Annotated in this window: 28 protein-coding genes; 13 read left to right on the top strand and 15 right to left on the bottom strand. The window is 68.9% G+C overall.

The window, feature by feature from the left end; genetic code table 11:
• The first annotated feature begins 25 nt into the window (after positions 1 to 25).
• Positions 26 to 406 carry a hypothetical protein gene (locus AB0P11_RS01195; protein ID WP_363519044.1) on the top strand — a complete coding sequence of 127 codons (381 nt, stop codon included), beginning with the start codon at positions 26 to 28 and terminating at the stop codon, positions 404 to 406.
• A 10-nt stretch (positions 407 to 416) separates the two neighbouring features.
• On the opposite strand, the gene AB0P11_RS01190 is transcribed toward AB0P11_RS01195, so the two are convergent.
• Together AB0P11_RS01190 and AB0P11_RS01185 are read right to left on the bottom strand one after the other, a co-directional pair.
• Positions 417 to 827 (bottom strand): DUF1428 family protein, encoded by a 411-nt coding sequence (locus AB0P11_RS01190; protein WP_363519041.1) that lies wholly within the window; start codon positions 825 to 827, stop codon positions 417 to 419.
• A gap of 74 nt (positions 828 to 901) precedes the next feature.
• The gene (locus AB0P11_RS01185; RefSeq protein WP_363519038.1) at positions 902 to 1,471 is read right to left on the bottom strand and encodes a TetR/AcrR family transcriptional regulator; all 570 of its coding nucleotides are present in this window, start codon (positions 1,469 to 1,471) and stop codon (positions 902 to 904) included.
• 136 nt (positions 1,472 to 1,607) lie between these two features.
• Here AB0P11_RS01185 and AB0P11_RS01180 point away from each other — a divergent pair, with 136 nt between their 5' ends.
• Positions 1,608 to 2,120, top strand: coding sequence for a hypothetical protein (locus AB0P11_RS01180; RefSeq protein WP_363519035.1), 513 nt, complete (start codon positions 1,608 to 1,610; stop codon positions 2,118 to 2,120).
• On the opposite strand, the gene AB0P11_RS01175 is transcribed toward AB0P11_RS01180, so the two are convergent.
• A complete protein-coding gene (locus tag AB0P11_RS01175) occupies positions 2,098 to 2,658 on the bottom strand; it encodes a dihydrofolate reductase family protein (RefSeq protein ID WP_363519032.1) in 561 nt (186 codons plus the stop codon). The genes AB0P11_RS01180 and AB0P11_RS01175 overlap by 23 nt on opposite strands.
• Positions 2,659 to 2,779: 121 nt before the next feature.
• On the opposite strand from AB0P11_RS01175, the gene AB0P11_RS01170 reads away from it, so the two are divergent.
• From AB0P11_RS01170 to AB0P11_RS01160, 3 genes are all read left to right on the top strand, one after another.
• Entirely contained in the window at positions 2,780 to 3,199 is a 420-nt protein-coding gene (locus tag AB0P11_RS01170) for a hypothetical protein (RefSeq protein WP_363519029.1), read from the top strand.
• 85 nt (positions 3,200 to 3,284) lie between these two features.
• A complete protein-coding gene (locus AB0P11_RS01165; RefSeq protein ID WP_363519026.1) occupies positions 3,285 to 3,668 on the top strand; it encodes a VOC family protein in 384 nt (127 codons plus the stop codon).
• A 183-nt stretch (positions 3,669 to 3,851) separates the two neighbouring features.
• Positions 3,852 to 4,817 (top strand): G5 domain-containing protein, encoded by a 966-nt coding sequence (locus AB0P11_RS01160; RefSeq protein WP_363519023.1) that lies wholly within the window; start codon positions 3,852 to 3,854, stop codon positions 4,815 to 4,817.
• 102 nt (positions 4,818 to 4,919) lie between these two features.
• Here the strand turns inward: AB0P11_RS01160 and AB0P11_RS01155 are convergent, their stop codons facing one another.
• The 3 genes from AB0P11_RS01155 to gnd all read right to left on the bottom strand — a co-directional run bounded on the left by AB0P11_RS01155 (position 4,920) and on the right by gnd (position 6,864).
• Positions 4,920 to 5,084 carry a hypothetical protein gene (locus tag AB0P11_RS01155; RefSeq protein WP_363519020.1) on the bottom strand — a complete coding sequence of 55 codons (165 nt, stop codon included), beginning with the start codon at positions 5,082 to 5,084 and terminating at the stop codon, positions 4,920 to 4,922.
• 47 nt (positions 5,085 to 5,131) lie between these two features.
• Positions 5,132 to 5,602, bottom strand: a complete 471-nt coding sequence (locus AB0P11_RS01150; protein WP_056276030.1) for a GNAT family N-acetyltransferase — start codon at positions 5,600 to 5,602, stop codon at positions 5,132 to 5,134.
• A 200-nt stretch (positions 5,603 to 5,802) separates the two neighbouring features.
• On the bottom strand, positions 5,803 to 6,864 hold the full coding sequence (gene gnd, locus AB0P11_RS01145) for a phosphogluconate dehydrogenase (NAD(+)-dependent, decarboxylating) (RefSeq protein ID WP_056276027.1): 1,062 nt from the start codon (positions 6,862 to 6,864) through the stop codon (positions 5,803 to 5,805).
• A 295-nt stretch (positions 6,865 to 7,159) separates the two neighbouring features.
• On the opposite strand from gnd, the gene AB0P11_RS01140 reads away from it, so the two are divergent.
• Positions 7,160 to 8,326: an aminotransferase class I/II-fold pyridoxal phosphate-dependent enzyme gene (locus tag AB0P11_RS01140; RefSeq protein ID WP_363519015.1), complete on the top strand. Its 1,167-nt coding sequence runs from the start codon at positions 7,160 to 7,162 to the stop codon at positions 8,324 to 8,326.
• A 144-nt stretch (positions 8,327 to 8,470) separates the two neighbouring features.
• Here the strand turns inward: AB0P11_RS01140 and AB0P11_RS01135 are convergent, their stop codons facing one another.
• From AB0P11_RS01135 to AB0P11_RS01125, 3 genes are all read right to left on the bottom strand, one after another.
• The gene (locus AB0P11_RS01135) at positions 8,471 to 9,655 is read right to left on the bottom strand and encodes an aminotransferase class I/II-fold pyridoxal phosphate-dependent enzyme (protein ID WP_363519012.1); all 1,185 of its coding nucleotides are present in this window, start codon (positions 9,653 to 9,655) and stop codon (positions 8,471 to 8,473) included.
• 182 nt (positions 9,656 to 9,837) lie between these two features.
• Positions 9,838 to 10,584, bottom strand: coding sequence for a 3-keto-5-aminohexanoate cleavage protein (locus AB0P11_RS01130; protein WP_230101068.1), 747 nt, complete (start codon positions 10,582 to 10,584; stop codon positions 9,838 to 9,840).
• 6 nt (positions 10,585 to 10,590) lie between these two features.
• Positions 10,591 to 10,818: a DUF2188 domain-containing protein gene (locus AB0P11_RS01125; RefSeq protein ID WP_053098394.1), complete on the bottom strand. Its 228-nt coding sequence runs from the start codon at positions 10,816 to 10,818 to the stop codon at positions 10,591 to 10,593.
• 217 nt (positions 10,819 to 11,035) lie between these two features.
• On the opposite strand from AB0P11_RS01125, the gene AB0P11_RS01120 reads away from it, so the two are divergent.
• Entirely contained in the window at positions 11,036 to 12,547 is a 1,512-nt protein-coding gene (locus tag AB0P11_RS01120; RefSeq protein WP_363519008.1) for a serine/threonine-protein kinase, read from the top strand.
• Positions 12,548 to 12,652: 105 nt separating this feature from the next.
• On the opposite strand, the gene AB0P11_RS01115 is transcribed toward AB0P11_RS01120, so the two are convergent.
• Complete coding sequence (locus AB0P11_RS01115; RefSeq protein ID WP_363519006.1) at positions 12,653 to 13,114, bottom strand: VOC family protein; 462 nt, start codon at positions 13,112 to 13,114, stop codon at positions 12,653 to 12,655.
• A gap of 100 nt (positions 13,115 to 13,214) precedes the next feature.
• Here AB0P11_RS01115 and AB0P11_RS01110 point away from each other — a divergent pair, with 100 nt between their 5' ends.
• A complete protein-coding gene (locus tag AB0P11_RS01110) occupies positions 13,215 to 14,168 on the top strand; it encodes a WYL domain-containing protein (RefSeq protein ID WP_363519003.1) in 954 nt (317 codons plus the stop codon).
• 52 nt (positions 14,169 to 14,220) lie between these two features.
• Here the strand turns inward: AB0P11_RS01110 and AB0P11_RS01105 are convergent, their stop codons facing one another.
• The 4 genes from AB0P11_RS01105 to AB0P11_RS01090 are packed head-to-tail and all read right to left on the bottom strand — an operon-like array spanning position 14,221 to position 18,528.
• Entirely contained in the window at positions 14,221 to 14,616 is a 396-nt protein-coding gene (locus AB0P11_RS01105) for a Rid family hydrolase (RefSeq protein WP_200955145.1), read from the bottom strand.
• Between the two features lie 32 nt (positions 14,617 to 14,648).
• A complete protein-coding gene (solA, locus tag AB0P11_RS01100; RefSeq protein ID WP_072590479.1) occupies positions 14,649 to 15,860 on the bottom strand; it encodes an N-methyl-L-tryptophan oxidase in 1,212 nt (403 codons plus the stop codon).
• Positions 15,857 to 16,996, bottom strand: coding sequence for a tyramine oxidase subunit B (locus AB0P11_RS01095; protein ID WP_056276002.1), 1,140 nt, complete (start codon positions 16,994 to 16,996; stop codon positions 15,857 to 15,859). The genes solA and AB0P11_RS01095 overlap by 4 nt, the downstream gene beginning before the upstream one ends.
• Before the next feature lie 59 nt (positions 16,997 to 17,055).
• Positions 17,056 to 18,528: an APC family permease gene (locus tag AB0P11_RS01090; protein ID WP_053098388.1), complete on the bottom strand. Its 1,473-nt coding sequence runs from the start codon at positions 18,526 to 18,528 to the stop codon at positions 17,056 to 17,058.
• 220 nt (positions 18,529 to 18,748) lie between these two features.
• Between AB0P11_RS01090 and AB0P11_RS01085 the strand changes: the two genes are divergently transcribed.
• The 5 genes from AB0P11_RS01085 to AB0P11_RS01065 all read left to right on the top strand — a co-directional run bounded on the left by AB0P11_RS01085 (position 18,749) and on the right by AB0P11_RS01065 (position 24,452).
• Positions 18,749 to 20,260: an APC family permease gene (locus AB0P11_RS01085; RefSeq protein ID WP_363518997.1), complete on the top strand. Its 1,512-nt coding sequence runs from the start codon at positions 18,749 to 18,751 to the stop codon at positions 20,258 to 20,260.
• Entirely contained in the window at positions 20,257 to 20,940 is a 684-nt protein-coding gene (locus AB0P11_RS01080) for a helix-turn-helix domain-containing protein (RefSeq protein ID WP_187249056.1), read from the top strand. Before AB0P11_RS01085 ends, AB0P11_RS01080 begins: the two co-directional genes overlap by 4 nt.
• 84 nt (positions 20,941 to 21,024) lie before the next feature.
• Positions 21,025 to 23,358 (top strand): phosphoribosylformylglycinamidine synthase subunit PurL, encoded by a 2,334-nt coding sequence (gene purL / locus AB0P11_RS01075; protein WP_230101074.1) that lies wholly within the window; start codon positions 21,025 to 21,027, stop codon positions 23,356 to 23,358.
• Positions 23,355 to 23,498: a hypothetical protein gene (locus AB0P11_RS01070; protein WP_171821968.1), complete on the top strand. Its 144-nt coding sequence runs from the start codon at positions 23,355 to 23,357 to the stop codon at positions 23,496 to 23,498. Before purL ends, AB0P11_RS01070 begins: the two co-directional genes overlap by 4 nt.
• A 243-nt stretch (positions 23,499 to 23,741) precedes the next feature.
• Positions 23,742 to 24,452: a DUF2786 domain-containing protein gene (locus tag AB0P11_RS01065; protein WP_363518988.1), complete on the top strand. Its 711-nt coding sequence runs from the start codon at positions 23,742 to 23,744 to the stop codon at positions 24,450 to 24,452.
• Between the two features lie 17 nt (positions 24,453 to 24,469).
• Here the strand turns inward: AB0P11_RS01065 and AB0P11_RS01060 are convergent, their stop codons facing one another.
• Positions 24,470 to 25,042 (bottom strand): TetR/AcrR family transcriptional regulator, encoded by a 573-nt coding sequence (locus AB0P11_RS01060; RefSeq protein WP_285363651.1) that lies wholly within the window; start codon positions 25,040 to 25,042, stop codon positions 24,470 to 24,472.
• Between the last annotated feature and the right edge of the window lie 54 nt (positions 25,043 to 25,096).

The following is a 25,096-nucleotide window of genomic DNA, read 5'->3' as shown; positions in this document are numbered from 1 at the left end:
CATCTCCCCCGCCTACCCTGGCTCTATGAAGAAGCTCCCCGCGCTCGCGACGCTCGCCGTCGGCATCCTGCTGCTGTCCGGGTGCTCGCAGGCGTCGACCATCGCGGCCTGCGGTCAAGTCGCAGCACAGGCCGCGCAGGTGACCCGCGTGATCGGCAGCGTGAGCTCGCCGACTCCCGAGGCCGCGCAGGCAGCGCTCGACGAGGTCAAGAGTGTCGCCGAGAACATCCGCGGTGTCGACGGACCTGAAGAGTTCGTCACACTCCGCGACTCGTGGACGACGAGCATCGACGCCTTCGCCGCCGAGGGCGAGAAGGCCATCGCCGGTGACATAACGGGCCTGGATGCGGCGACGACGGAGATGCGCACAGCGACCGACGCGATGCTCGCCTACTGCACCCCGTAGCTATCGCCCGTCACTCTTCTTGCTGAACGCTCATCGCGATCTCGAAGCTGTCACCGATCACGCGACCTCCGTCGAACACGGGATCTTCATCGAGCGTCTCGAGCACACGAGGATCGCTCGTCACGTCAGCGGTTCCGCGATCACGAACCTCGCGCGACGGCCAGGTCGTCACCGTGACCACGACGGACTCCTCGGCGTTCGTGCCCGCGAGATCAGCGATGCTCTTCAGCTCCCCCGGCTCGTACGATGCCCCGTCTGCGTGAAAGTCACCCGGGTCGGCCGAGTCGCTCGACTGCCAGTAGTCCACGACACTGATCGCACCGTGATCGCGGTAGACCTCCGCCATGCGCTTCGAGAAGTCCAGGTATGCGGCCTTGCGTTCCGTCGGCACCGGAACGACGGTGATGTCAGCGATGACCATTGTCTGCTCCAGTCCTCAGCGGTGAGTGTCCGTCGCCAGGCTATCCAGCGTCGGATCGCCGGACCAGAGCTGCCCTATTGAGCGATGCCTCGCAGCAGCCGCGTCACCGTCTCCTCGACGCGCTCGGCACTCAAGGGCTGACCGATGAGCGCCGCGTATGACGCCATGGCGATGAGCTGGTCGGCGATCGCGTCAGCATCCACGTCGGCCCGGATCTCGCCGGCCGACTGTCCGCGCGCGATCCGTTCGGCGACCCACGAGCGGATCGGCGCCGCGAGACGCTCGTTGAGCGCCAGGCCGAGTTCGTGGTCGGTCGCCGTCACCGCGATCAGCGCCCGGGCGAGTGCGACACCCTCGGGCCTCGCGAGCCCGGCGGACATCGCGGAGAACCACGCGTGCAGGTCGGCGCGGATGTCGTCACTCATCGCGACGGCGGGGTCGGCTCCGGGCAGGTCTCCCTCGAGCAGTGCCTCGCCGAGGATCGCGGCCTTCGACGGCCACCAGCGGTAGATCGTCTGCTTGGAGACTGCGGCTGTCTCAGCGAGTCCCTCGATGGTCACCGCTTCGTAGGTGCCGGCGATGACGGCCGCGCGCATCGCCTCGAGCACGGACTGGCGCGCGGCTTCACTTCGGGGACGGGGCACTAGGACAGGCTACCGAGGCTGTGGGTGGCGCGTTTCGTCTCGGGCCGCTTCGCGGGCCCCGCTCAATGGCTGAGGGCGCAACCGCGGGCTCCGCGCGACGACGCGTGTGGCTGCGCAGCTTGGATAGAGTCGCGGGATGAGGGAGACACGAGGGCCGTTGAGAATGGGCCTGTTGACTCTCGCGCTCACGGTGTTCGGACTCGTGTTCTTCGTCGTGACGATGCTGATCATCCACGGCGCGCCCTACGTCACCGACTCGCTCGGCCCCGCGAACAACCAACACTGGATCAATTGGTACTGGCTGGCCCTGCTCATCGTGGTGCCGACTGTCGTCACCGGCGCCGCATCCGGACTGACCTCAGCCTTCGGCGCGTACATCGGCAAGCGCATCTCGGCGACCACCGACGGCGCGCCAGCGGATCGCATGAAGGTCAGCGTCGGCGCCGGGCTCGGTGGCGCCTTGGGCAGCGCCTTGTTCCTGATCTACATGAGCTGGCTTTACCAGAACGGGCTGGGCCCGTGGATCCTGGTGCTCGGGTCCACGGCGGTATTCGGCGCCTACGCGGGCTTCACCGCACTGTGGATGGGCCGCAGATCGGGGAGCCCTCAGGCGCTCGCAGCTCCGGTCACGTTCGCGGACGATATGTGACGGCCACGGCTCCAGAGCCGAACTCCCGACGATCCACGACGTCGAGCTCGAGCGGTCCGTTCAGCCCGTCGAGCAACCGCGGCCCGTGCCCGGCAACAAGTGGATGCACGACGAAGATGTACTCGTCGATCAGCCCCAGCTCGGCGAGCGCGAGCGGCAGCGTCACGCCGCCGACCGACAGCCCCTCGCCCGGCTGCTGCTTCAGCTGGCGGACCGTCTCGGACAGGTCGCCCCGGATGAGCTCGGCGTTCCAGTCGACGGCATCCAGCGTGCGCGACACGACGTACTTCGGCACGCGGTCGATGGCCTCGGCGAACGGGACCTCCCACTCGCTCATCCAGTCGGGCCACTGACCGGATGCCGGGCGACGCCACGCGCCCTCCATCATCTCGTAGGTGGTTCGGCCGTAGATCACGGCATCCGCCCGCTCCATCTCGGCGGTCCAGAAGCGCATCAGCTCCTCGTCGGGAGCGACACCCGCCTCGTGGTGAACACACCCGTCGAGCGTGACGTTGATCGAATAGCGCAGTGGTCTCATCTCGCCGATCTCCTTCGATACGGGCGGTGGATGGTACGGGGTGGGACTCAGAGTACTGTCGGGCCGCAGTCGGGCGACACCTCGCCGCGGCTGAGGCGGCCACAGCGAATATGGTGAACGCATGCCCTCCAGCCAGCCTCGCGTCATCTCCGTTCGGGGCGGTCGCGTACGTCCCACTGGGTCGTGGCTGTACGTCTGGCTGGACTCCGCCACGGGAGAGATCGTTCACGTAGGTGGCACAGGGTTCGATCCGGAATTGCGGGCGCATCTGCATCTGACGGGCGACGACCCGCAGCTCGGACGAGTGCGTGCCACTGTGCCTCGATCCAGCGAGCGCGACTTCGACGTCCTCGCCTTCGAGCTGAGTGAACGAATCGACCGGCCACGTGCGAAGGAAGCCCTCACCCTCCGCCTCCTGGACTCCTTCAACGAGGTCGAACACCGAGAGCAGCCGTCGAGCGAGATGAGCGAACTCATCGATTCGATCGCTCAAGAGGTGAAGAAGTATGTGGACAGCTTGCCAGGGAGCACGGACGGCTGATTGCTCGTCACCGCGATCTCCACTGCGTCCGTGATCCAGTTCAAGCCCCTGTTCAGCACGTGTCAGTCGCCCTAACCTGACCGGCATGTTGAAGATCGTGTCGATCGTGATCCGCGTGAACGACCTCCCGGCGCAGTCCCGCTTCTGGCAGGCGGCCCTCGACTATGTCGAGCGAGACCCGGCATCCGATGACTGGGTCGTGCTCAAGCCGCGCGATGCCGACGCGCCCTGCATCGCCCTCGACGCTCACCACTCCGAGCGGGTGCTGCCGCCGCGCATCCACCTCGACATCTATGCCCAGGATCAGGATGCCGAGGTGCGACGCCTCACCGAACTCGGCGCTCGCGAGGTGCACTGGGACAACCTGCCGGACGATGCCGACTACGTGATCATGGAGGACCCCGAGGGCAACCGGTTCTGCATCGTGGACCGGCCGGACTGGGTGGGGTGGGAGCGCCCGACGGCGTGACGCGGCTTCTCGAGCTGTGATGCGACCAACCCCTGTGTGCCGTTGCTGCTCGGCGCCCTACCCGAACAGCCATTGTCACGTTTCAGATTCGGCTGTTGCCGCCCGGCGATTCGAACCGATATACAGGTCGAGGCGCTCTGGGGGCGCCGGCGATTCGTCGCCTCATCGTCGAGGGGAACTCTCATGTCACAGCCGCCTGCCGCCTGGCATCCCGATCCGGAGAATCCGCATCAGCTGCGCTGGTGGGACGGCCATCGTTGGACCGCCTCGACCGCTCCGTCCCCGGCGGCTGTCGCGACGACGCAGATCGCGTCCGCCACCGCACCCCCACCCGCACTCGCACTCGCGAAGCGCAAGACCGGTTGGCGCACTGCCGGGATCGTCGTCGCCGCACTCGTCGTCGGCGGCGTGCTCGCCCGCCTGTCGCCGATCGCGATCCTGCTCGTCGCCACCGCCGTCGTCGGCATCGCTCTCTATGTCATGATCGCGCGCCCCCTCCCGGCTCTAGGACTCCGATCACGGATGTCGGGCGTGATCGCCCTCGGCCTGGCCGCTCTGCTCGTCACCGGCGGCGGAATCGCGAGTGCCAGCAGCGGCACCGCCCCAACGGCATCCGAACCTCAGACCTTCGCCGCGGTGACGACGTCGGCTCCGACGCCGACGCCCACTCCCACTCCCACTCCGACGACGTTCGAGACCGCGACCGAAGAGGTGCCCGTGCCGTTCACGGCGACCACGGTCGACGACCCGCAGCTCGACCAGGGCGCCACGGCGCTCGTCGCCGCGGGCGTGAACGGCGTGAAGGTGATCACCTATCGCCTGACTCTGATCGACGGCGTCGAGGTGTCGCGTGAGGTGGTCAGCGAGGCGATCTCCGTGCAGCCGGTGAACGAGGTCACGGCGATCGGAAGCAAAGCGCCGGCACCGGTCGCGGCCCCGGCACCCGCGCCCGCCCCCGTGCCGCTCGTCCAGCAGGGTGGCGGAGGGTGCGACTCGAACTACACGGGAGCGTGTGTTCCGATCACTAGCGACGTCGATTGCGCCGGCGGCAGCGGAGACGGACCCGGATATGTGCAGGGCCCCGTGCAGGTCGTCGGCTCGGACATCTACGACCTCGACCGCGACGGAGACGGCATCGCCTGCGACTGAGCGCTAGTCCACCGGGCCGAAGACCTCAGCCCAGGCCTCGAGGATCTCGCCGTCGAGCCCTGCCGCGTCCGACCCCGAGAGGGTCGTGACAGAGACCATTCGTCAGCGCCCGGAGTAGCGCTGCGCCGGTCTTCCCTCTTCCGCCAGCGCCTGACGATTCGACGTCAAGGCCGACCGCACGGCCGTGTAGATCACGAGCCACAGGATCAGGATGCCGATCAGGAACCCGGCGACGTAGAAGAGGACGATGGTGAGGAAAGGATCCATGGCGTCAGGATAGCCACCGGGGTGCGCGACACCTCCAGCCCCGGCAGCTAGTCCCCGACCTCCAGCGACCGATAGAAGTAGAACGCCCGCTCGCCGGAATCGGGGTCGACACCGCTGAACCCGTGTCGTTCGTAGAAGCGCATCGCCGCGGCATCCGATTCATCGACGTTGATCTCGATCGCCGCGACGCCGAGTTCCCGGCAGATCTCGACCATGTGCCGGAGGACCGCGCCGCCGACACCACCACCGCGGTGCGCGGGCTCGACGTACATCTCGTCGAGCAGCGCGACCGGCCCGTCCGACCACACGTTCGGACGCAGAGTCACGAGCGCGACACCGACCGCAGGATCACCGCCGAGCACCGCGAATGTGGAGGTTCCGCCCAGCAGGGTCCGCAATCGCCCGGCGAGCACCTCGACCCCCGGCGTCTCGGTGTCGAACTCCGTATTGAACGCGTGCAGGAGTTCGGCGAGACGGGCGGCGTCGAGCGGGGTAGCTTGACGTGTGGCGGCGGTCATCGGATGCCTTTCTCGGGTCGGGGGCTTCGGCTCGGGCGGACGGCGGAGGTGTTCCGCCGGTTCACAACTCCGGAAGAACGAACGGGCCGACGCATCGATCCCCCGGGATTCCAGGGCCGAGCCGGCGGACGCAGTCGCTTCTTCCGGAGTTGTGGACGTGAACCTCCGCGCGCCACGCTCGACGAACCGCAAGAACTCGATCAGGCGCTGTCGGAATCCGCCTTGCGCGATCCGGCCTCGAGCACGTCTCCTGCCGGCAGCTCCTGGTGCCCGCCGAACTGCAGACGCATCGCCGACAGCACCTGGTTCGCGAACTTGTCTTCGTCGCGCGAGGCGAAGCGCTCGAACAGCGACGCCGCGAGCACCGGCACGGGCACTCCGACATCGACGGCGGCCTTGACCGTCCAGCGCCCCTCGCCCGAGTCGGAGACCCGGCCGGCGAGACCGTCGAGCTGCGGGTTGTCGGCGAGCGCGGCAGCGGTCAGGTCGAGCAGCCACGACGAGATCACCGATCCGCGGCGCCACAGCTCGGCGACCTTCGAGGTGTCGATGGGGAACTGGTAGAACTCCGGCTCTTCCAGCGGAGCGATCTCCGCCGAGTGCTCGGCCTCGCGCACCCCGGCATCCGCGTTGTGCAGCAGGTTCAGCCCCTCGGCGATCGACGCCATGATGCCGTACTCGATGCCGTTGTGCACCATCTTCACGAAGTGCCCCGCACCCGACGGTCCGCAGTGCAGGTAGCCCTGCTCCTCGGGGGTGAGGTCTCCGGTGCGGCCCGGCGTGCGCTCGATCTCGCCGACACCCGGAGCGATCGTGCGCAGCACCGGCTCGATGCGCTGCACGGCCTCGTCGGGTCCGCCGACCATCAGGCAGTATCCGCGGTCGAGTCCGAACACCCCACCGCTCGTGCCGACATCGACGTAGTGGATGCCGCGCTCGCGGAACGCCTTCGCCCGGCGGACGTCGTCGCGGTAGTTCGAGTTGCCGCCGTCGATCAGGATGTCGCCCTCGTCGAGCACCTCCGCCGCCTGATCCGCCACCATGCCCGTGAGTGAGGCGGGCACCATCATCCACACGGCGCGCGGCGCCTCGAGCTTCGACGCCAGGTCGGCCATGCTGTCGGCACCGGTGGCTCCCTCGGCGACCAGCGCCTGCACGGCATCCGTGTTGACGTCGTAGACCACGCATTCGTGCCCCGCCCGCATGAGGCGGCGCACGATGTTGGCGCCCATCCGGCCGAGTCCGATCATCGCCAGCTGCATGAGAATCCCTTCGTCTCAGCCCCGGTGGGCCGAGTCGGGGCAATCCTGGCACGGGTACCGATGACGCTCAATGGTGTTGCGGGGTGGCGTGGGGTCGTGCGGGGGGGGTGCGGGGTCGTGCGGGCGGTCGTGCGGGGTCAGTTGTGCACCCGAAACAGCGGTCTCGGATGCCGAAGTGACCCCGCACGCGGCTCGACTCCGTGCGGGGTCAGTTGTGCACCCGAAACGGTGCCCGCGCCCGGCATCCGGAGCCGCGCGCGAGCCTGGTGTCGCCGACGGGTGGAAGGATTGAGACATGACTTCCCCCGCGTTCGACCAGATCACGCAAGACGACCTGCGCGCTGCGGGCAGCGTCAAATGGACGGCCTTCCCCGACACGATCGGCGCGTTCGTCGCCGAGATGGACTTCGGCCTCGCCCCCGCGATCACCGGCGCGGTGAAGGATGCCCTCGACCTCGGCGTGACCGGGTACCTGCCCGAGAAGCTCGCGAAGGACCTCTCGGCGGCCACGGCGCGCTGGTACTCCGACTCGTACGGGTGGGAGATCCCCGCCGAGCGCGTGCACCACGTGCCCGATGTGATCGCCGCCTTCGAGCTGGCGATCAAGCACTTCACCACCCCCGGCTCGGCCGTGATCGTGCCGACTCCTGCATACATGCCGTTCCTGCTGGTGCCGCCGATGCACGACCGTCGGGTCATCGAGGTGCCGAGCATCGAGGTCGACGGACGCTGGGTCATGGACCTGGATGCCGTCGCCCAGGCCTTCCGCGACGGCGGCGAGATGCTGGTGCTCTGCAACCCGCACAACCCGCTCGGCACCGTCGCGACCCGCGACGAGCTGCTCGCCATCGCGTCGGTCGTGACGGATGCCGGCGGACGCGTGTTCGCCGATGAGATCCACGCGCCCGTCGTCTACGCCCCGGCCCGACACATCCCCTACGCCTCGGTGTCGGATGCCGCCGCAGCCCACACCCTCACCGCCACCTCCGCCTCGAAGGCGTGGAACCTCGCGGGCCTCAAGTGCGCGCAGATCATCCTCTCGAACGACGCCGACGCCGAACTCTGGGAGAGCCTGGGATTCTGGGCCGGACACGGCACATCGACGCTCGGCGTCATCGCGAACATCGCCGCTTACACCGGCGGGCGCGAATGGCTCGACGACGTGGTCGACTACCTCGACGGCAACCGCCGGACGCTGGCGCAGCTCGTCGACGAGAAGCTCCCCGGCGTGCGGATGGTCGTGCCGGAGGGGAGCTACATCGCCCTGCTCGACTTCCGCGAGACCGGGCTGACGGGCGATCTCGGCGAGTGGTTCCGCGAGCACGCCGGAGTCGCGATGACGGACGGCGCGGCATGCGGTGTGGCCGCGATCGGGTACACGCGATTCGTCTTCGCGATGCCCCGTCCGGTGCTGGTCGAGGCGGTTGAGCGGATCGCGTCGGCGCTGCGCGACCGAGGCTGAGCCGCATTCGGCCCGCTGGCCCCGGCGCGTGCGGGGTCAATAACGCATCGGAACTCAGCGTTTCCGGTGCGTTTTTGACCACGCATCCGACGAGAGTTGCGGAACCGACCACTCACCTGCCCTCACGGTGCAACGAACGACGCGTCACCGAGTGCGAACGGCATCCCCCATCGCCGCGAAGGCCTCTCGCAGGACCGGGCGAGGCGTCGCGAACACGATCCGCACGAAGTTCTCGTATCCCCGTCCGAGCAGCGCGCCCTCGGTCAGCACGACGCCGGCCTCCTCGCGGAAGTACGCGGCCGGCGGGCCGGGGATCTCGAGCGCCGTCGTGTCGATCCATCCGATGTAGGTCGCCTCAGGCTCGCGATACACCGCGCCAGGCAGGTGCTCCGTGATGAGGTCGCCGACAAGGCGGCGCGACTCCGAGAGATACCCGAGCACGCCGTCGAGCCACGGCTTGCCCTCCCGATATGCCGCCGTCGACGCCACGACACCGAGCGTCGCTGCACCGTGCTGCACCGAGAACCCGAAGCGGCGGTACAGCTCCTGGTCGGCGTCGTTCGAGGTGATCAGTTGCGCGGTCTTGAGGCCGGGGATGTTCCACGCCTTCGACGCGCTGGTGCCGGTGACGGTGTGGGCGGCGGTCGCCTCGGACACCGACGCATAGGGGATGAACGGTCTCCCGTCGAAGCGCAGCGGCGCGTGGATCTCATCCGCGAACACCCGTCCGCCGTGGCGTTCGACGATCTCCGCGAGCGCCTCGAGCTCGGAGCGGTCCACGACCGTGCCGGTGGGGTTGTGCGGGTTGCAGAGCACGAGCGTACGGGCACCGGCGGCGAACGCCTCGTCGATGCGCTGCAGGTCGTGGTGCCAGCGTCCGTCGATGTCGACGCCGGGGATCTCGATCACCGGATGCCCGACGGTCGGCAGATATGTCAGGAACGGCATATATGCGGGAGTCGGCACGATCACGGGCGATCCGGCGGGGGCATACTCCTCGACCGCAACCCTCAGGGCCGCCATCACGTCGGAGACCGGATGCACGCGTTCCGGATCGACGGCCCAGCCGTATTCGCTGCGCATCCACTCGGACGTCGCGTCGCCGAGTCGGGCGGCGAGCGGCGGCGACAGGTATCCGAGGTTCTCCTCGTCGATCGCCCGGTGCATGGCGTCGGCGATCACCGGCGCGACGCCGAAGTCCATCTCCGCCACCCACGCGCCGATGTGGCCGGGGTGCAGGCTCCACTTGCGGCTTTCGGGCCGGTCGAGGTCGAGCCTCGTGCGGGAGTCGAACGGGTGCGGGTCAGCGGGCGCGCGGTGGTCGGTCATGGCAGACGTCCCTCAGCCCACGAGCCGACATCGAACGGCACCGGCGCGGCGGGTCTGGATCTCGGACACGCGTACTCCTTCTCAGCGGGAGCTTCCACCCTAAGGAAGCGGCGGATCGGTCGCGAGTCGCATGACGGCGGGTGACGATGAGGCTGCAGGGCGAGCCGACCCCGGACCCCGACTCAGGCGTTGATGAAAGCCACAGCCGCTCGCACCAGGGCCGCGTTGTCGGGTGCCGTCCGTCCATCGGGCAGCTGCAGGGTGTCTTCGAGGCCGATGCGCGAATCGAGGCCCAGCTCGACCGCCAGGGTGAACGCCGGCCAGGCGGACCGCTGCTCGCCGTGCAGCAGGATCGGAATGTCCGGGTCGTCGAGGCGCACGTGCGCGATGAGCCCCTCGGCGTGCCGCCGCACGACATCCGCCGCCTCGTCAGGCAGCTCGACCAGCACCCGCAGCGTGTCGTCGTGAACGGGCGAGCGTTGCCAGGCGTCGAGTCCGGTGGCATCCCAGATGCCCACCTCCACGCTGATGCCGCGGCTCACGAGCAGCGCCGCGACCTCGTCAGCACCGGCTTCGTGCCAGTTCACCGACGCGAAGTCGGGCAGGACGCTCCATTCGCGGATCGCCGCGAGGCGCTCCCCGACATCGGGCTCGATCCATGCACCGGTCGTCACCCCGATCTGCACACCAGGGCACGCCGAGCGCAGTGCTCTCACCCACCGGTCGACATCCGCGGCACGCAAGCTGTCGTCGCCCGCGGCATCCTTCGGGTGCACGTGGATCTCGCGGGCACCCGCCGCGACGGCACGCGCGGCGTCGGCGCCGGCGAGGGTCGTATCGGCGGTGAGGGCAGGATGCTGCGCCGCGGGTCGCGCACCGTTGAGGCACGCCTGCAACAGCATCCGCCCGTGTCTGTCGTTGCCGGTCACCGGCCCTCAGTTCATGAGATCGCGCGGGTGCCAGTCGTAGAGGTTGCCCGTGCCCGAAGGCCCCTCTTCGACACGCACGGTGTGCTTGACCTGACGTGCCGTCGCGGCACCCCGACCGACTCGAACCGCCTCGGCCTCGGTCTCGAAGCTGGACCCCAGAGTGCGGGATTCGCCCTCGATGCGGTTGAACCAGATCCCGTCTCGCTGGAACGTCTCGATGTCACCTGCGGCCATGCCACATCCTTTCGATCTGACTCATTTCTACCCGAGGCCGCCGACGCTCGAGGAGGGCCTTGACAGCCTCCGCGCACGCGCTCGCCCGGCGCGAGAGCACGCGAATCATCGACCGCATCCACTTCTTCGTCCATACGTCAACCCCGATGACACACTCCCGTCAGCCGTGGTTATGTCGAACGATGCATGACCCGGGTGCATCTGCAAGGAGCAAGTGATGACGCTGGAAGTGATGTCGCCGACGGCGGCACTGCTCGACGGACGGTACGTACTGCACGACCGCGTCGGACGAGGCGGCATGGCGACCGTGTACCGCGCCGAGGACACCCACCTCGGACGCATCGTCGCGATCAAGATGATCCACGAGAGCGACGGTCCGGTCGCCTCGATCGAGCGCGCGCATACCGAGAAGGCGCTGCTCGCCTCGCTGAGCCACCCGTCGCTCGTGACGCTGTACGACGCGCAGCTCGTGCCCGGTCGTCCGCAGTACCTGGTGATGGAGTTCGTCGACGGACCCACCCTCGCCGCGCGCATGGCCGAAAGTCCGATGACGCCGCGCGACGTGGCCCGCATCGTCCGCGATCTCGCCGAGGGACTCACCGCCGTGCACGCGGCTGGCATCGTGCATCGCGACATCAAACCGTCGAACGTGCTGCTCGCGCACGCCCGGTCCGGCCGCCCGGTCGCGGCGAAACTTGCGGATTTCGGCATCGCCTGCTCCATCGAGGACACCCGCCTCACCACGCCGGGGATCGTACTCGGCACACTCACCTATATGGCGCCGGAGCAGCTGCGCGACGCCGACCCCGGAACCCCGGTCGACATCTTCTCGCTCGGACTCGTCGCTCTCGAGGCGCTCAGCGGATACCCCGGCTACCCCTCCCTCGCTTCCGGGCGCGCGGCGGCGGTCGCTCGCCTGCTCAACCCGCCGACCATCTCCGACACGGTTCCCGACGAGTGGCGCGACCTCCTCACCCGCATGACACGGCTCGAGCCCGAGGAACGCCCGACCGCCGTCGAGGTGGCGCGCGCCGCCCGGGCTCTGCTGCGCGACTACGCCGCGAACAGCAACGGCACCGCCGTCGCCGCGGCGGCTGCGGCCATCGTCGCATCGGCCGGCACGGAGCCGGCGGCCGACGCGACACCGGGGGCGGCGGGCGCGGAATCGGATGCCGTCGCCGCGGCGCCAGACGCGGGCGCCGGAATCCAGCAGGCGCGTCCCGCATCCGCCGCCTCATCCGCGAGCGTCGACGCGGAGTCGTCGGCCCTCGACGCTGATTCCGCGCCGACCGGAGCGACCGCTGTGATCCCTGCGACGGAGGTCACGGATCCCGCACCCCGCTTGCGGACCCGCGACCGCACCCGCCCCGGCACACGCACCCGCACCCGCACCCGCGTGATCGCCGGCGCCGCGGGGCTTCTTGCCGCCGGTGCGATCGTCACCGGCATCGCGGCGTTCAGCGCGCCACCGGCATCCGAGTTGGGACGCACCGCCTCAGGCGTCGTCGCCCGCACGGCGTCGACCCCGGCGGATACCTCCCCCATCGACACCCCCGCAGCGCCCGTCGAGGTGGTCACAGAGCCCGTGGACCCGAGCAACAACGGGAACTCCGGGAACTCGGGCAACTCCGGCAACTCCGGCAACTCCGGCAACTCAGGCAACTCCGGGAATAACGGGAACAACGGGAACTCCGGCAAGGGCGACAAGGGCAAGCCGGACAAGGGCTAGGACCGTCCCGTCCGTAACTCCGGAAGAACGTGGCCGATCGCGCCGAGACCCCCGGTCTCGGCCCGATCGAGCGCACATCTTCCTGAGTCCTGAACGGCGCCCGCCTCAGCCCGCGTAGGCGGCGCGCACGTCGAGCACCCAGGTGACGCCGAATCGGTCGGTCAGCATGCCGAATCCGGGTGACCACGCCGATGCAGCCAACGGCTCGACGATCGAGGCGCCGTCCGCGAGGGCGTCCCAGTACCCGGTGAGCTCGTCGAGCGAATCGGCGCGCAGCGACTGGAAGAACGTGCGGTCGGTGACGGTCGTCCCGTTCTCCCTCGAGGTGGTTCCCGCGGTGGCGTCAGCGTCGTCCGCGCCGGGGATGTCGTATGCCATCAGCCGGAAGCCGTCGGCGTTCTCGACCTGGCCGAACACGATCTTGTCGGCGCCGGGAACTCCCGCCGGCATGCCGAAATCCGCATAGGTCGCCCGCGTGACCTCGCCGCCGAAGACGGACTGGTAGAAGTCGAGCGCCTGGTGCGCGGTGCCGCGGAAGTTCAGGTGGGTGGTGGTCGCGATGGTCATGGGATCTCCTCGGATCTGTGTGGGCGGCGGATGCCGGTGAGACCAACACTCACAGCAGAAGAGGTCAGTTTCGGTCCTCTACTCGGAGCACAATGGAGTCATGACCGGCAGCTCCTCTCGCATGCTCGCCCTGCTGTCCCTGCTGCAGACGGCTCGCGATTGGCCGGGGCAGGTGCTCGCCGACCGCCTCGACGTCACACCCCGCACGGTGCGACGAGACGTCGACCGACTGCGCGAGCTCGGCTACCGCATCAGCGCGATCAAGGGCCCCGACGGCGGATACCGCCTCGCCGCCGGTTCCGAGCTGCCGCCGCTGCTCTTCGACGACGAGCAGGCCGTCGCGATCGCCGTCGCGCTGCAGAACGTGCCGGCCACAGGGATCGACATCGACGAGGGCGCGGCTCGTGCGCTGGCCACCGTGCGCCAGGTGATGCCGTCGCGCCTACGGCACCGGGTCGACGGCATCCGCTTCGCCGGGGTCGAGAACGAGACGCGCGTGGATCCGGCGGTGCTCGAAGCCGTCAGCGGTGCGGTGCGAGACCACCACGTGCTGCGCTTCGATTACGGAGAGAACCATGACCGCCCGGCGCGGCGCACCGAGCCACACGCAGTCGTCGCCCGGGAGGGCCGCTGGTACCTGCTCGCGTGGGACCTCGAGGCCGATGACTGGCGCACCTTCCGACTCGACCGGATGACACCGCGCATCCCGACCGGCCCCGCTTTCACGCCACGCGAGCTGCCCGCCGCCGACGCCCAGACCTACCTCGCAGCTCGGGCGAAGGGATCGGATGCCGCAGACCGCTGGCCGTGCATCGGAGAGCTCGTGCTCGATCTGCCCGCCCGCGAGGTCGCGCACTGGATCGGCCGCGACGGCACCGTCGAGCCGATCGACGACAGCTCGTGCCGCGTGACCGTCGGATCGTGGTCGTGGGTCGGCATCCTCGCGTCGATCGCCCGCTTCGACGCGCCGTTCCGCGTCGTCGCACCGCCCGCGCTGGCGGACGCCGCGACCGCCCTCTCGCGACGCCTGTCCGGCGCGGGCGAGGCCCGCTGACCCGGTCAGGCCTGACCGTATCCGAGACCCCGCACCCCGAGTCGCCGAGTGCTCACAGATCGATCTGCGTGCGCCTCGCCGCCCCCGCCCCGCGGTGCGCGGTCACCTCGATCTCGGCCTTGTACTCGCCCGCGAGCGGGCTGCGCGTCATGGTGAGTGCCGGGTCGATGCCGCGGAACTCCTCGCCGAGCACTTCGATCGTCTCGTCCTGATCGGACGCATCCGGAACGAAGACCTGGATCCGGACGACATCGGAGAGCGACGAATCCACGGCGGCGAGCGCCCGCGCGACGGTGGCGATCGCGAGACGCAGCTGCTCTGCCGCCGTGTCCGGCAGGGTCCTCGTCTCGTAATCGATGCCGGCGGTGTTCGAGACGAAGATCCAGTCGCCGATCGCGACGGCCCGCGAATAGCTTGCGAGGGTCTCGAACTTGCTGCCGCTCTTCACGCTGGTGATTATCAACGGTTCCGTCTTTCGTGTCAGTGGCCCTGGAGGACCGGATAGTCGTCTGCGAGGACAAGATCGTCGGCCCGCGCCTGAGCACGGCGCCGGTGGTGACCGAGCGTGAACAGGGGGTGCTGCAGCGCGCTCGACCCGCTCTCGGCGAGTTGCGCCAACACTCGCCCGTAGGCGGGCGAGAACTTGAAGCCGTTGCCGGAGAATCCGGCTCCGATGATGGTCCGGCCCGACTCGGAGACGTCGAGGATCGGGACATGATCGGCCGTCGCCGACTCCGGGTGGATGGACGACCGGACCACCTCGGGCAGGATGCCGGGGAACATCCGGGTGGCGATCGCCGTGCATCTCCGCAGTTGCTCACGCGACAGATCGCGGGGATCTGTGTCGGGGTCCTCGATCGTGTCGATGCGGGTCGTGGGGGCGATCTTGACCGAGTAGCCGTCGAGTGTGGGGACCCCGAAGGCATGGTCGCCGTCCAGGTCCCGCATCCAGCATGGGAAGCGATCCGGGGTGAACTGGCTGATGTCCTCCGGCATGAACCACGTGAGCGGTATGGCGATGGCGCTCACCAGATCGCGCACCTCCGGCACGATCCTCGTCGTCCACGCACCGGTCGTCACGATCACCTTCTGCGCGTGGACGATCCCCTCGGATGTCGAGATCACGACACCGCTCTCGTGCTCATCGATGCCGAGCACCGGAGTGTTGTACAGGATCTCCGCCCCGCGCCTGATCGCGGCCCGCTGCGCGGTCGCCACCGCCAGCTCCGAGCGCAAGCCGCCGCCCAGCAGGTCCATGATCCCGATGTCGCCGTCCTCGACGGTGAACTGCGGATACTCCCGGCGGAGCTCTGCGGCGTCGAGGAACCGGTGCGGCAGATCGCCCTCCACGATCGACCGCTGCGTGGACTCGAGGAATGGATGTCCCTCCGGCGCGATCGCGAGGACGCCGGTCTTCAGCAGCAGCTGGCGGCCGGTTTCACGCTCCAGCTCGGTCCACAGCGCCCTGGCCTCGAGAGCAGCGGCCGTGTAGAGCGCGCCCTCCTTGTTCGCCGCACGGAACAGACGCGACTCGCCGGCGAATGCCGCGTGGCCGTGCGCCGGTCCGTACTGCTCGATGCCCAGCACGGACATCCCCGTCGATCTCGCGAGGTGCCACAGCGCCATCGATCCCATGGAGCCTGCACCCACCACCGCGACGTCGACGGTCCGGATGACCTCTGCCGCACTCACGCGAGAGCCGGCTCGGTCCACAGGTTCAGCTTCTGGCCGATGCCGCGCTCAAGGGCGTTGCGATACACCTTCGTCCCCCACGCGACGTCCTCCACCGGCATCCCGCCGACCGACATGATGACGATCTCGTCGTCGCTCTGCCGACCGGGCCGCTTTCCGGAGACGACATCGCCGATGTCGACGAGCTCGTCACGTGAGAGCTCCCCGGCCTTCACGAGATCCATCCACTTCTGCCCGACCATCGGAATGTACTCGAACGACGGCTTCGGGAACTCCTCATACCAGGTCTCGTACAACCCGTACGCATCGACGACCTTCGTGATGTCGCTGTCCAGCAGCGAGTCGTCGGTGTTGCACAGGGACGGCATCGCGAAGAACGCCCCCGGCGTGATCCACTCCCGCTGGATCGTGGGGTAGCTCTCCGAGCCGCCGGCACCGGTGCCCGTGGTGCAGAAGCTCACCAGGTCGCTGCCCCGGACGACGTCTTCGATCGAGTCGACGACTTCGATCGTGGTGATCGTCGGGAACTCCTCGCGCACCCACTCCTGGAAGCGCGCGAGGCTCTCCGCCCCTCGCCCCTTGATCTTCAGCGTGTCGATCAGCGGGCACGCATCCATGAAGGCCAGGAGCACCGTGCGTGCCATGACGCCGGGCCCGGCGATCCCCGCGACGCGCGAGTCCTTGCGGGCGAAGTGCCGCGCACCGACCCCCGGCACGGCGCCGGTCCGGTATGCCGACAGCAGGTTCGCCGACATGAACGCGAGTGGCGCCCCGGTGTCGGTGTCGTTGAGCGTGAACATGAGGATCGACCGCGGCAGACCCTTCTCGCGGTTGGCGATGTTGGATCCGTACCACTTGACGCCAGTCGTCTGGAAGTCTCCGCCGAGGTACGCCGGCATCGCCATGAACCGTCGATCCTCAGTGGGCACCGGCATGTTCGGGAACGGCGACGCCTCAGGGAACGTCATCATCGCGCCGTGCGAGTCGTTGCTCTCACCGGTCATGCGGTAGTCGCCGGCCGCGAACAGTGCGAACATCTCCTCCATGGTGTCGACGCACTGGTGCATATCGGTCACTCCGGCCGCGATCATGTCGGCTTCGGAAAGGTAGAGGAAATCCACGTGGGGCAGGGGCATGACGGTCCTTCTCGTCGAGGGGGTGGGGGAGAGTGTGTCGGTCGCGCTCATGGTGCGCCTCAGCCGGCGATGGCGTCGGTGAGCTTGACGTATGCCGCGGGCCTGCGGGCTCTGATCCACGCGGCCTGGGCGTACCCGATGAGGGGGAAGACGATCACCAGCCCGAGCAGACTCCAGCTGACCGCGCCGAACACCGGGGCGCCTGTGGCATCCGCATCGCCGACCATGATCGGGAAGTAGACGACGATCATGACCACGGAGAGCACCAGGCCGATGAAACCGAGCACGGGGGCGATCACGGTGTTCCAGATCCTCCGGTCCTTGCGTGTCCTCGCGAAGTAGACGATGACTGCGATCGAGGTGACCGCCATCAGGAGGGCGATCGCCACGGTCGCGACCCCGGCGAACCAGGTGAACACCTGCAGCACCGGGTCGAGCTGCAGGACGGCGAACAGCGCGACGAGGACGATCGCGGTGATGCTCTGCACGAGCGAGGACACGTGCGGAGACATGTGCCGGGGGTGCACGGCGCCCACCCGGTCGGGCAGCACGCCGGCGCCTGACATGGAGTACTGGTAACGGGCGACGACGTTGTGGAACGACAGCACGCAGGCGAACATCGCGGTGATGAGGAGGATGTTCGTGATGATCTCGCCGGTGGCGCCGAGGTACGCCGACATCGTGCGGAGGATGAGCGTTCCCGGGTCGGCCGCGGCCTCCTCCAGGATGTTCGAGGGACCCCACGCCATGACGAGGCCCCATGAGGCGAGCGTGTAGAACACGCCGACGCCGATCACGGCCATATAGGTGGCGCGGGGGATCGTGCGGTCGGGATCGCGCGCCTCGCTGCGGAAGACGGCGGTCGCCTCGAACCCGATGAAGGCGGCGATCGCCATCATGAGGCCGACGCCGGGGGAGCCGCTCGCGACGTTCTTCGGCTCGAACGGAGCCAGGCTCAGACCTTCAGGGCCGCCGGAGATCACGACCGCCGCTACGAGAAGGAGGACGATTCCGACCTCGGCGCAGAGCAGGACGCCGAGCACTTTGCTGGACAGATCGATGTGGCGATAGCCGAGGAACCCGACGAGCGCGACGACGGCGATCGAGTACAGCCACCACGGGAGCGTGATGCCGAACCCCTCGAAAGTGAAGCTCAGCACGTAGCCCATGTACCCGTACACGGACACCTGGATCGTCGTATACGTGAGCATCGCGATCCAGGCGGACGCGAGACCGGTCGAGCGTCCGAGGCCGTATCCGACGTAGGTGAAGAACGCCCCGGGGTTGGGGACGTGCTTGGCCATCGCGGAGACGCCGACGGCGAAGAGCACGAGAACGACGGCGCTGATCGCATACAGCGCCGGGAAGCCCGCCCCGTTGCCGAGCAGGATGCCGAGTGGGGCGGACCCGCCGATGACAGTCAGGGGCGAGGCGGCGGCGACGACCATGAAGACGATCGCGGTAGCACCGAGCGATCCCGACAGGACCTTCTTCGGGGAGGTCTCGGTGGCGCTGGGTTGAATCTGGACCATGTGCAAACCCTTCTGAGAGAAGCGGAGTGGAGCGGTTCCCCCACCCTGCCGCGGCGGGATTTCCCACCCGTCTCGCCGGAGTGACGTCTGCGTTCGCCGCGAACGGGACGCCGGAACTCCGGCCGTCTCATTCGGGTGACATCTGCGTGAAACATCGCAGACGCGCTCCGGCAACAGGCCGCTCGTAGCCTCCTCCCATCACGAGACAGGCGGAGGCCCCATGTCTGCACTGGAAGAGGCGATCGAGCGCCCGCAGACCGTGCGCTCGTTCGCCGCCCGCTCGCCGTTGCACGGACTGGACAGACACACCGTGGGTTTCGCCGACATCCTCGCGCAATCGGTCGCGGCCGTCGCCCCAGCCGCCGCCTCGGCGATGGCGGTGCTGCTGGTGGCGGACCTGGCGGGCGGCGCCACCGTGCTCGTGATGGCCCTCGCCATGATCATCACGTTCCTGGTCGCTCGGACGATCAACCAGTTCACTCGTCGGTTCGCCGCCAGCGGCTCCCTGTACACCTACGCGGCGCGCGGACTCGGCGCGGCGGGCGGACTCGCGACCGGTGCAGCGATCCTCGTCGGGTATGCCTTCATCTCGATCTTCGCTCTTCTGGGCGGCGCCCATTATGCGACCATGCTCGTGACCCGACTGTGGCCTCAGCTCGCCGCGACGCCGATCGCCCTGGGCGCTCTCGTCGTCGAAGCAGCGGTGCTCGCGATCGTCCTCGTGCGCGGCATCCGCCTCTCATCCCGGGTCGCGCTCGTCGTCGAACTCATCTCCGTCGCGCTGATCCTGTCGCTGATGATCGTGCTCCTCGTGCACATCGGGCCGCTCCAACCGGCGGCGATCTTCTCGGCCGACGGCATCTCCGTGGCCGGCGTCGCCGGCGGTGCCGTTCTCGCGATCACCGCGTTCGTGGGGTTCGAGAGCTCCGCGACGCTCGGCGTCGAGGCCCGCTCGCCGCTGAAGAACATCCCTCGCGCCATCGTGTGGAGCGTCGGCGTCGCCGGAGTGTTCTACCTCATCGCCGCCTACACGCAGATCGCAGGAGCCGCCGCGATCGGGGGGACGGCATCGGTCGCGCTCCTCGACGATCTCGCGTCGCGTTTCGGCCTCTCCGCATGGGCCGCCGTGGCGGACGTCGGCATCGCCACCTCGGGTCTGGCCTGCGCGATCGCCTCGACGACCGCCCTCACCCGTATCGTGTTCGCGCTCGCCCGCGACGGTGTCCTCCCCGCCCGACTCGGCCGCACGCACGGGCGCCACCGCACCCCGATCGGCGCGGTCGTCGTCGCGGTCCCGCCGATCGTCCTCGCACCGCTCGTGATCGTCGCGGCCGGCGTGTCACCGTGGGACGCGATGAAGGCCGTCCTGCTGATCTCGGCAGCGGGCTACATCGTCGCCTACGTGCTGGTCTGCATCGCCGCTCCCCTGTTCCTGCGCCGTATCGGGGAGGTCACCGTCGGTTCCATCATCGCCGCCGTCAGCGCGGCGGCGGCGCTTGCGGCATGCCTGACGGTCTATCTCGTCGCGGAGGCGGCCGCGGGAAACCCCGGGGTCTGGTTCGCCCTCGGCTTCGCCCTGATCGCCGCGGTACTGATCCGGTGGCGACGGCGCTCGCCTCTCGGCGAGGTCGGGCGCTACGACGAGCCGGTCGCCGCCCACGTTCTCGGCGGCGTGGCCCGCACCGGCGGCGGCAGCGCACACGGGGGCGAACCGGGGGACGCCGACGGATGACGGCTGGCGACGCGGTATCGATCACGGCCCGACAGCCCGCCGCCATCCACAGCGCACTGTCGATGCTGGAGGCCGTCGCTGCGATGGGTGCCGGCGTCACAGCGCGGCAGCTGGCCGACCGGCTCGGGATGCCGCGTGCGACCACCTATCGCCTGCTCAACCTGCTGGTGCAGGACGAGTACCTCGTCCGGACGCCGGATCTCACCGGATTCGCCCTGGGCACGAAGGTGGCGCTGCTGGCCGGCAGCATCGGCGTCGAGCGCATCCCGCGCGCCGCACGGGACGTGCTCGAGCGCACCAGGGCGAGCGCGAGGGGCGGCATCCACCTCGTGCTCTATCGTGACGACCGGGTCGTCGTCGCCGATGAGGACCCCGACTTCCCCCTCTCGAATCGGCAGGGCCTGCAGCAGGAGCCCACCCGCTACGCCCTCGGCCTGCTGCCCCTGGTCGTGCGCGGGGAGACCGCCGCCGGTGACCTGGTCTCCGAACTCCGCTCGCAGGGGGTGATCCGCGCCCGCGACGGTCAGCGTGGCTGCCTCGTCGCGCCGATCACCGATGCCTCCGGCACGCTCGCCGGAGCGCTCTCCTACTCGGGCCCGCGCCGGCAGATCGACAGCTCCGACTCGATCGCGCTCTCCCTCATCGCGGCCGCACGGGAGCTCGGGCCGCTCCTGACGTAGACCCCGCTGTCCGCCCGGGCCGATGGCCACGGCATCCCCCGGTAGACTGGCCATGCCCCGCCGGCCCCTCATCTAGGAGTGCGCGTGACCACCGCCCCTGCACCTGCCCACAAGCACGTCCCCGACTCCGTCGAGAACGCCACCGCGACTCCGGAGAAGGAGCAGCCGTACGCAGCGCTGGGCCTCAAGGACGACGAGTACGCCCGCATCAAGGAGATCCTGGGCCGCCGCCCGACCTCCGGCGAGCTGGCGATGTACTCGGTCATGTGGTCGGAGCACTGCTCGTACAAGTCGTCGAAGAACTACCTGCGCCGCTTCGGCCAGAAGGTCTCCGACGAGATGAAGGAACGCCTCATGGTGGGCATGGGCCAGAACGCGGGCGTCATCGACGTCGGCGAGGGCTGGGCCGTCACCTTCAAGGCCGAGAGCCACAACCACCCCAGCTTCATCGAGCCGTTCCAGGGCGCCGCGACCGGCGTCGGCGGCATCGTCCGCGACATCATCTCGATGGGCGCACGTCCGGTCGCGGTCATGGACGCCCTCCGCTTCGGCGCGATCGACCACCCCGACACCGCTCGCGTCGTGCACGGCGTGACCAGCGGCATCAGCTTCTACGGCAACTGCCTGGGTCTGCCGAACATCGGGGGCGAGACGGTCTTCGACTCCGTCTACCAGGCCAACCCGCTCGTCAACGCGCTCGCGGTCGGCGTGCTCCGCCACGAGGACCTCAAGCTCGCCAATGCGACCGGCGTCGGCAACAAGGTCGTGCTGTTCGGCGCCCGCACGGGTGGCGACGGCATCGGCGGTGCCAGCATCCTGGCATCCGACTCGTTCGACAGCACCGGACCCACCAAGCGCCCCGCGGTGCAGGTGGGCGACCCGTTCGCCGAGAAGGTGCTCATCGAGTGCTGCCTCGAGCTCTACCGCGACGAGCTGGTCGAGGCCATCCAGGACCTCGGTGCTGCCGGCATCTCGTGCGCGACCAGCGAGCTCGCGGCCAACGGCAACAGCGGCATGAAGGTCTCGCTCGACAACGTGCTGCTGCGCGACCCGTCGCTCACGGCCGAGGAGATCCTCATGTCGGAGTCGCAGGAGCGCATGATGGCGATCGTCGCTCCCGAGAAGCTCGACGCGTTCCTTGCCGTCGTTGAGAAGTGGGACGTCGAGACGTCGGTCCTCGGTGAGGTCACCGGCGACGGCCGCCTCATCATCGACTGGCAGGGCGAGCGCATCGTCGACGTCGACCCCTCGACCGTCGCGGTCGACGGCCCGGTCTACGACCGCCCGGTCGCGTACCCGACGTGGATCGACGCACTGCAGGCGGATGCCGCCGAGAACCTTCCGCGGTCGAACGACCCCGAGGTGCTCCGCGAGCAGTTCCTCGACCTGGTCGCGTCGCCGAACCTCGCCGACACCCGCTGGATCACCAACCAGTACGACTACTACGTGCTCGGCAACACGGCCCTGTCGTTCCCCGATGACGCCGGCATGATCCGCGTCGACGAGGAGTCGGGACTCGGCTTCGCGATCTCGACCGACGCCAACGGACGCTACTGCCAGCTCGACCCGTACGCCGGTGCGCAGCTCGCACTCGCCGAGGCGTACCGCAACGTCGCCGTCACGGGTGCCGTTCCCACCGCGATCACCGACTGCCTGAACTTCGGCTCTCCCGAGAACCCCGAGGTCATGTGGCAGTTCGGGCAGACCGTCGACGGTCTCGCCGACGGATGCTACGAACTCGGCACCCCGGTCACCGGCGGCAACGTCTCGTTCTACAACCAGACCGGCGACGTGCCGATCCACCCGACCCCGCTCGTCGGCGTGCTCGGCATCATCGACGACGTCTCGCGCCGCATCCCCTCGGGATGGCAGGACGAGGGTCAGAACATCTACCTGCTGGGCACGACCTCGACCGAGCTCTCGGGTTCGGCGTGGGCCGAGACCGTGCACCAGCACCTCGGCGGACTGCCCCCGAAGGTCGACCTCGCGGGCGAGAAGCGCCTCGCGGGTCTGCTCGGAGCCGCCCGTGACGAGTGGCTGATCTCGTCGGCGCACGACGTGTCGGAGGGTGGCCTCGCGCAGGCCCTCGCCGAGGGCGTCTCGCGCTTCGGCGTCGGCGCACGCGTCTGGCTGAACGAGATCATCGAGCGCGACGGTGTGGATGCGGCATCCGCCCTCTTCTCGGAGTCGACGGGCCGCGTCATCGTCACCGTTCCGCGTGAAGACGACGTCAAGTTCCGCGGACTCTGCGAAGGCCGCGACTACCCGGTGATGCGCATCGGCGTGACCGACTCCGAGGGCGACAAGCTCGAGGTGCAGGACGTCTTCACCGTGCCGATCGCCGAGATCCGCGAGCGTTCGCAGGCCACCCTGCCCGCCGCCTTCGGCCCCACGGTCACCGAGCCGGTCAGCGCATGAGCGGCGACGGTCTGAGCGAGGACTACGGCGATCTCGGCGAGAAGCGCAATCGCCGCATGCGCATCGTCGCCTGGACCGTCATCATCGCCCTCATCCTGGGTGGCGGCGGCGCGACAGTCATCACGCTGATCCTGGGCTGAGTCGAGTTCTTATCGGGTCTCATTCCGACGCGTTTTCGGGTGCCCGACGGCACTCCGGCGACCCCGGCCCCCGTGGCGGCGTGTCGGCGACCGGGTCCGAACCTGCGCCCGGCCGGCCTCGCGGCATCCTCTTCTGCACCGGCATCCGTCATCCGGGTTTCTTCACACTCCCCGGAGCTCGGCCTCGCAGTGTAGGTAACCCCGCGAAGGATCCGAGGCATCACAGATCCATTGGGGGATGCCATGACCGAAGCCAAGCTCGACCTGATCGCCAAACTGCTCGCCAAGGCCGAGAGCACGACGCCCGAAGAGGCCGAGGCTCTGACCGAGCACGCCGAGCGCCTGATCGTGAAGTACGGGATCGAGCAGGCGCAGATCGACGAAAGACGGGGACTCCTGGGGCAGACGCGCGAGCAGATCGTCACCGAAAGGATGCTGTTCCGCGGCGTCTACGCGAAGGACCTTCGTGAGATAGGCATCGGCGTGGCCTACGGGCTGGGCGCGGTGCGCCCGATCCTGGCGGAGTACCCGCCGATCGCCGGCCTGCTTCTGGTCGGGCACTCGTCGGATGTGACGCAGGTGCAGACGCTGACCGCCAGTCTGCAGGTGCAGGCCACGGTCGCGATGCGCGCGTGGTGGATCGCGCATCGCGATCTGTATGCCGGCCATCGCGAAGGGGTGAGACGTCGAGCGCGCAGCGGCTTCCTCCGGGGGTTCGCCGCGGGTGCCATGAACCGGATCGAGCAGAGTCGCCGCGCTGCGGTCGAAGAGAGCGGCTCGGGGACCGAGCTCGTTCTCACCTCGCGCCGGAGCCGAGTGGACGACGCGGTCGACGAGATGGCGACGACACACGCCCGGCGACGCCGCGGCGCGGATCCCGGCTCCTTCGCGCACGGCCACCGTTCGGGCCTGGAGGCTCAGATCGGCGGCGGCAGAGCGGTCTCGGCGCGATGACCACGCGCCCGCTGCTGCTATCGCGAGAAGAGGAAGCGCGTCAGCCGAACGATCGCGTCGGTGTCGTGCTCGTCTCGAACGAGGGACTCGACGATGATCGCCCCGAGGATCGCCCGTCCCAGCTGCTCGACCGGTGCGTCCGGGGCGAGCTGCCCGTCGCGGATGCCGCCGCGGATACGCTCGGCGAGGTACTTCTCGACGCCGAGGCTCTCACCGAGGTGCGCGCCGACTCCGGCGTCCTCGGTGGCGGCCGCCACGAGCGAGCGGAGAAGTGCCCCTCCCTCCGGCGCTTCGAGGATGGACAGCACGCTGCGCAGCCAGGTCTCGACATCGTCGGCGAGGTCTCCCGTGTCGGGAACCACGAAGTCGACGGGGATCAGGCGGCCCTCGGCGAGGCATTCGCCGATGAGGGCTCCGCGCGACGGCCACCACCGATAGATGGTCTGCTTGCCGACGCCGGCCTCTTTCGCGATTCCCTCGATCGTGAGACGGTCGTACCCCTGGTTATGGAAGAGGCGAGCGGTGGCGTCGAGGATCGCTTCACGGGCAGCCGTGCTGCGCACGGGTCCGCTCCGATGCTCGTTCACCACACGTTCAGGATAACCACAGAACACTAGACGAGACGCCCCGTATGATCTATTCGT

It is taken from the genome of Microbacterium sp. NPDC079176, assembly GCF_040686675.1.
Taxonomy (GTDB): domain Bacteria; phylum Actinomycetota; class Actinomycetes; order Actinomycetales; family Microbacteriaceae; genus Microbacterium.
This window is presented reverse-complemented; position numbering and strand designations above follow the sequence as displayed.

Coding starts and splice junctions, on each gene's coding strand:
- AB0P11_RS01070 (WP_171821968.1), top strand. CDS start 23,355: ATGAGCGGCGACGGTCTGAGCGAGGACTACGGCGATCTCGGCGAGAAG.
- AB0P11_RS01195 (WP_363519044.1), top strand. CDS start 26: ATGAAGAAGCTCCCCGCGCTCGCGACGCTCGCCGTCGGCATCCTGCTG.
- AB0P11_RS01140 (WP_363519015.1), top strand. CDS start 7,160: ATGACTTCCCCCGCGTTCGACCAGATCACGCAAGACGACCTGCGCGCT.
- AB0P11_RS01165 (WP_363519026.1), top strand. CDS start 3,285: ATGTTGAAGATCGTGTCGATCGTGATCCGCGTGAACGACCTCCCGGCG.
- gnd (WP_056276027.1), bottom strand. CDS start 6,864: ATGCAGCTGGCGATGATCGGACTCGGCCGGATGGGCGCCAACATCGTG.
- AB0P11_RS01155 (WP_363519020.1), bottom strand. CDS start 5,084: ATGGATCCTTTCCTCACCATCGTCCTCTTCTACGTCGCCGGGTTCCTG.
- AB0P11_RS01190 (WP_363519041.1), bottom strand. CDS start 827: ATGGTCATCGCTGACATCACCGTCGTTCCGGTGCCGACGGAACGCAAG.
- AB0P11_RS01125 (WP_053098394.1), bottom strand. CDS start 10,818: ATGGCCGCAGGTGACATCGAGACGTTCCAGCGAGACGGGATCTGGTTC.
- AB0P11_RS01085 (WP_363518997.1), top strand. CDS start 18,749: ATGTCTGCACTGGAAGAGGCGATCGAGCGCCCGCAGACCGTGCGCTCG.
- AB0P11_RS01110 (WP_363519003.1), top strand. CDS start 13,215: ATGACCGGCAGCTCCTCTCGCATGCTCGCCCTGCTGTCCCTGCTGCAG.
- AB0P11_RS01150 (WP_056276030.1), bottom strand. CDS start 5,602: ATGACCGCCGCCACACGTCAAGCTACCCCGCTCGACGCCGCCCGTCTC.
- AB0P11_RS01170 (WP_363519029.1), top strand. CDS start 2,780: ATGCCCTCCAGCCAGCCTCGCGTCATCTCCGTTCGGGGCGGTCGCGTA.
- AB0P11_RS01135 (WP_363519012.1), bottom strand. CDS start 9,655: ATGACCGACCACCGCGCGCCCGCTGACCCGCACCCGTTCGACTCCCGC.
- AB0P11_RS01180 (WP_363519035.1), top strand. CDS start 1,608: ATGAGGGAGACACGAGGGCCGTTGAGAATGGGCCTGTTGACTCTCGCG.
- AB0P11_RS01175 (WP_363519032.1), bottom strand. CDS start 2,658: ATGAGACCACTGCGCTATTCGATCAACGTCACGCTCGACGGGTGTGTT.
- AB0P11_RS01080 (WP_187249056.1), top strand. CDS start 20,257: ATGACGGCTGGCGACGCGGTATCGATCACGGCCCGACAGCCCGCCGCC.
- AB0P11_RS01065 (WP_363518988.1), top strand. CDS start 23,742: ATGACCGAAGCCAAGCTCGACCTGATCGCCAAACTGCTCGCCAAGGCC.
- AB0P11_RS01095 (WP_056276002.1), bottom strand. CDS start 16,996: ATGCCCCTGCCCCACGTGGATTTCCTCTACCTTTCCGAAGCCGACATG.
- AB0P11_RS01115 (WP_363519006.1), bottom strand. CDS start 13,114: ATGACCATCGCGACCACCACCCACCTGAACTTCCGCGGCACCGCGCAC.
- AB0P11_RS01120 (WP_363519008.1), top strand. CDS start 11,036: ATGACGCTGGAAGTGATGTCGCCGACGGCGGCACTGCTCGACGGACGG.
- AB0P11_RS01090 (WP_053098388.1), bottom strand. CDS start 18,528: ATGGTCCAGATTCAACCCAGCGCCACCGAGACCTCCCCGAAGAAGGTC.
- AB0P11_RS01160 (WP_363519023.1), top strand. CDS start 3,852: ATGTCACAGCCGCCTGCCGCCTGGCATCCCGATCCGGAGAATCCGCAT.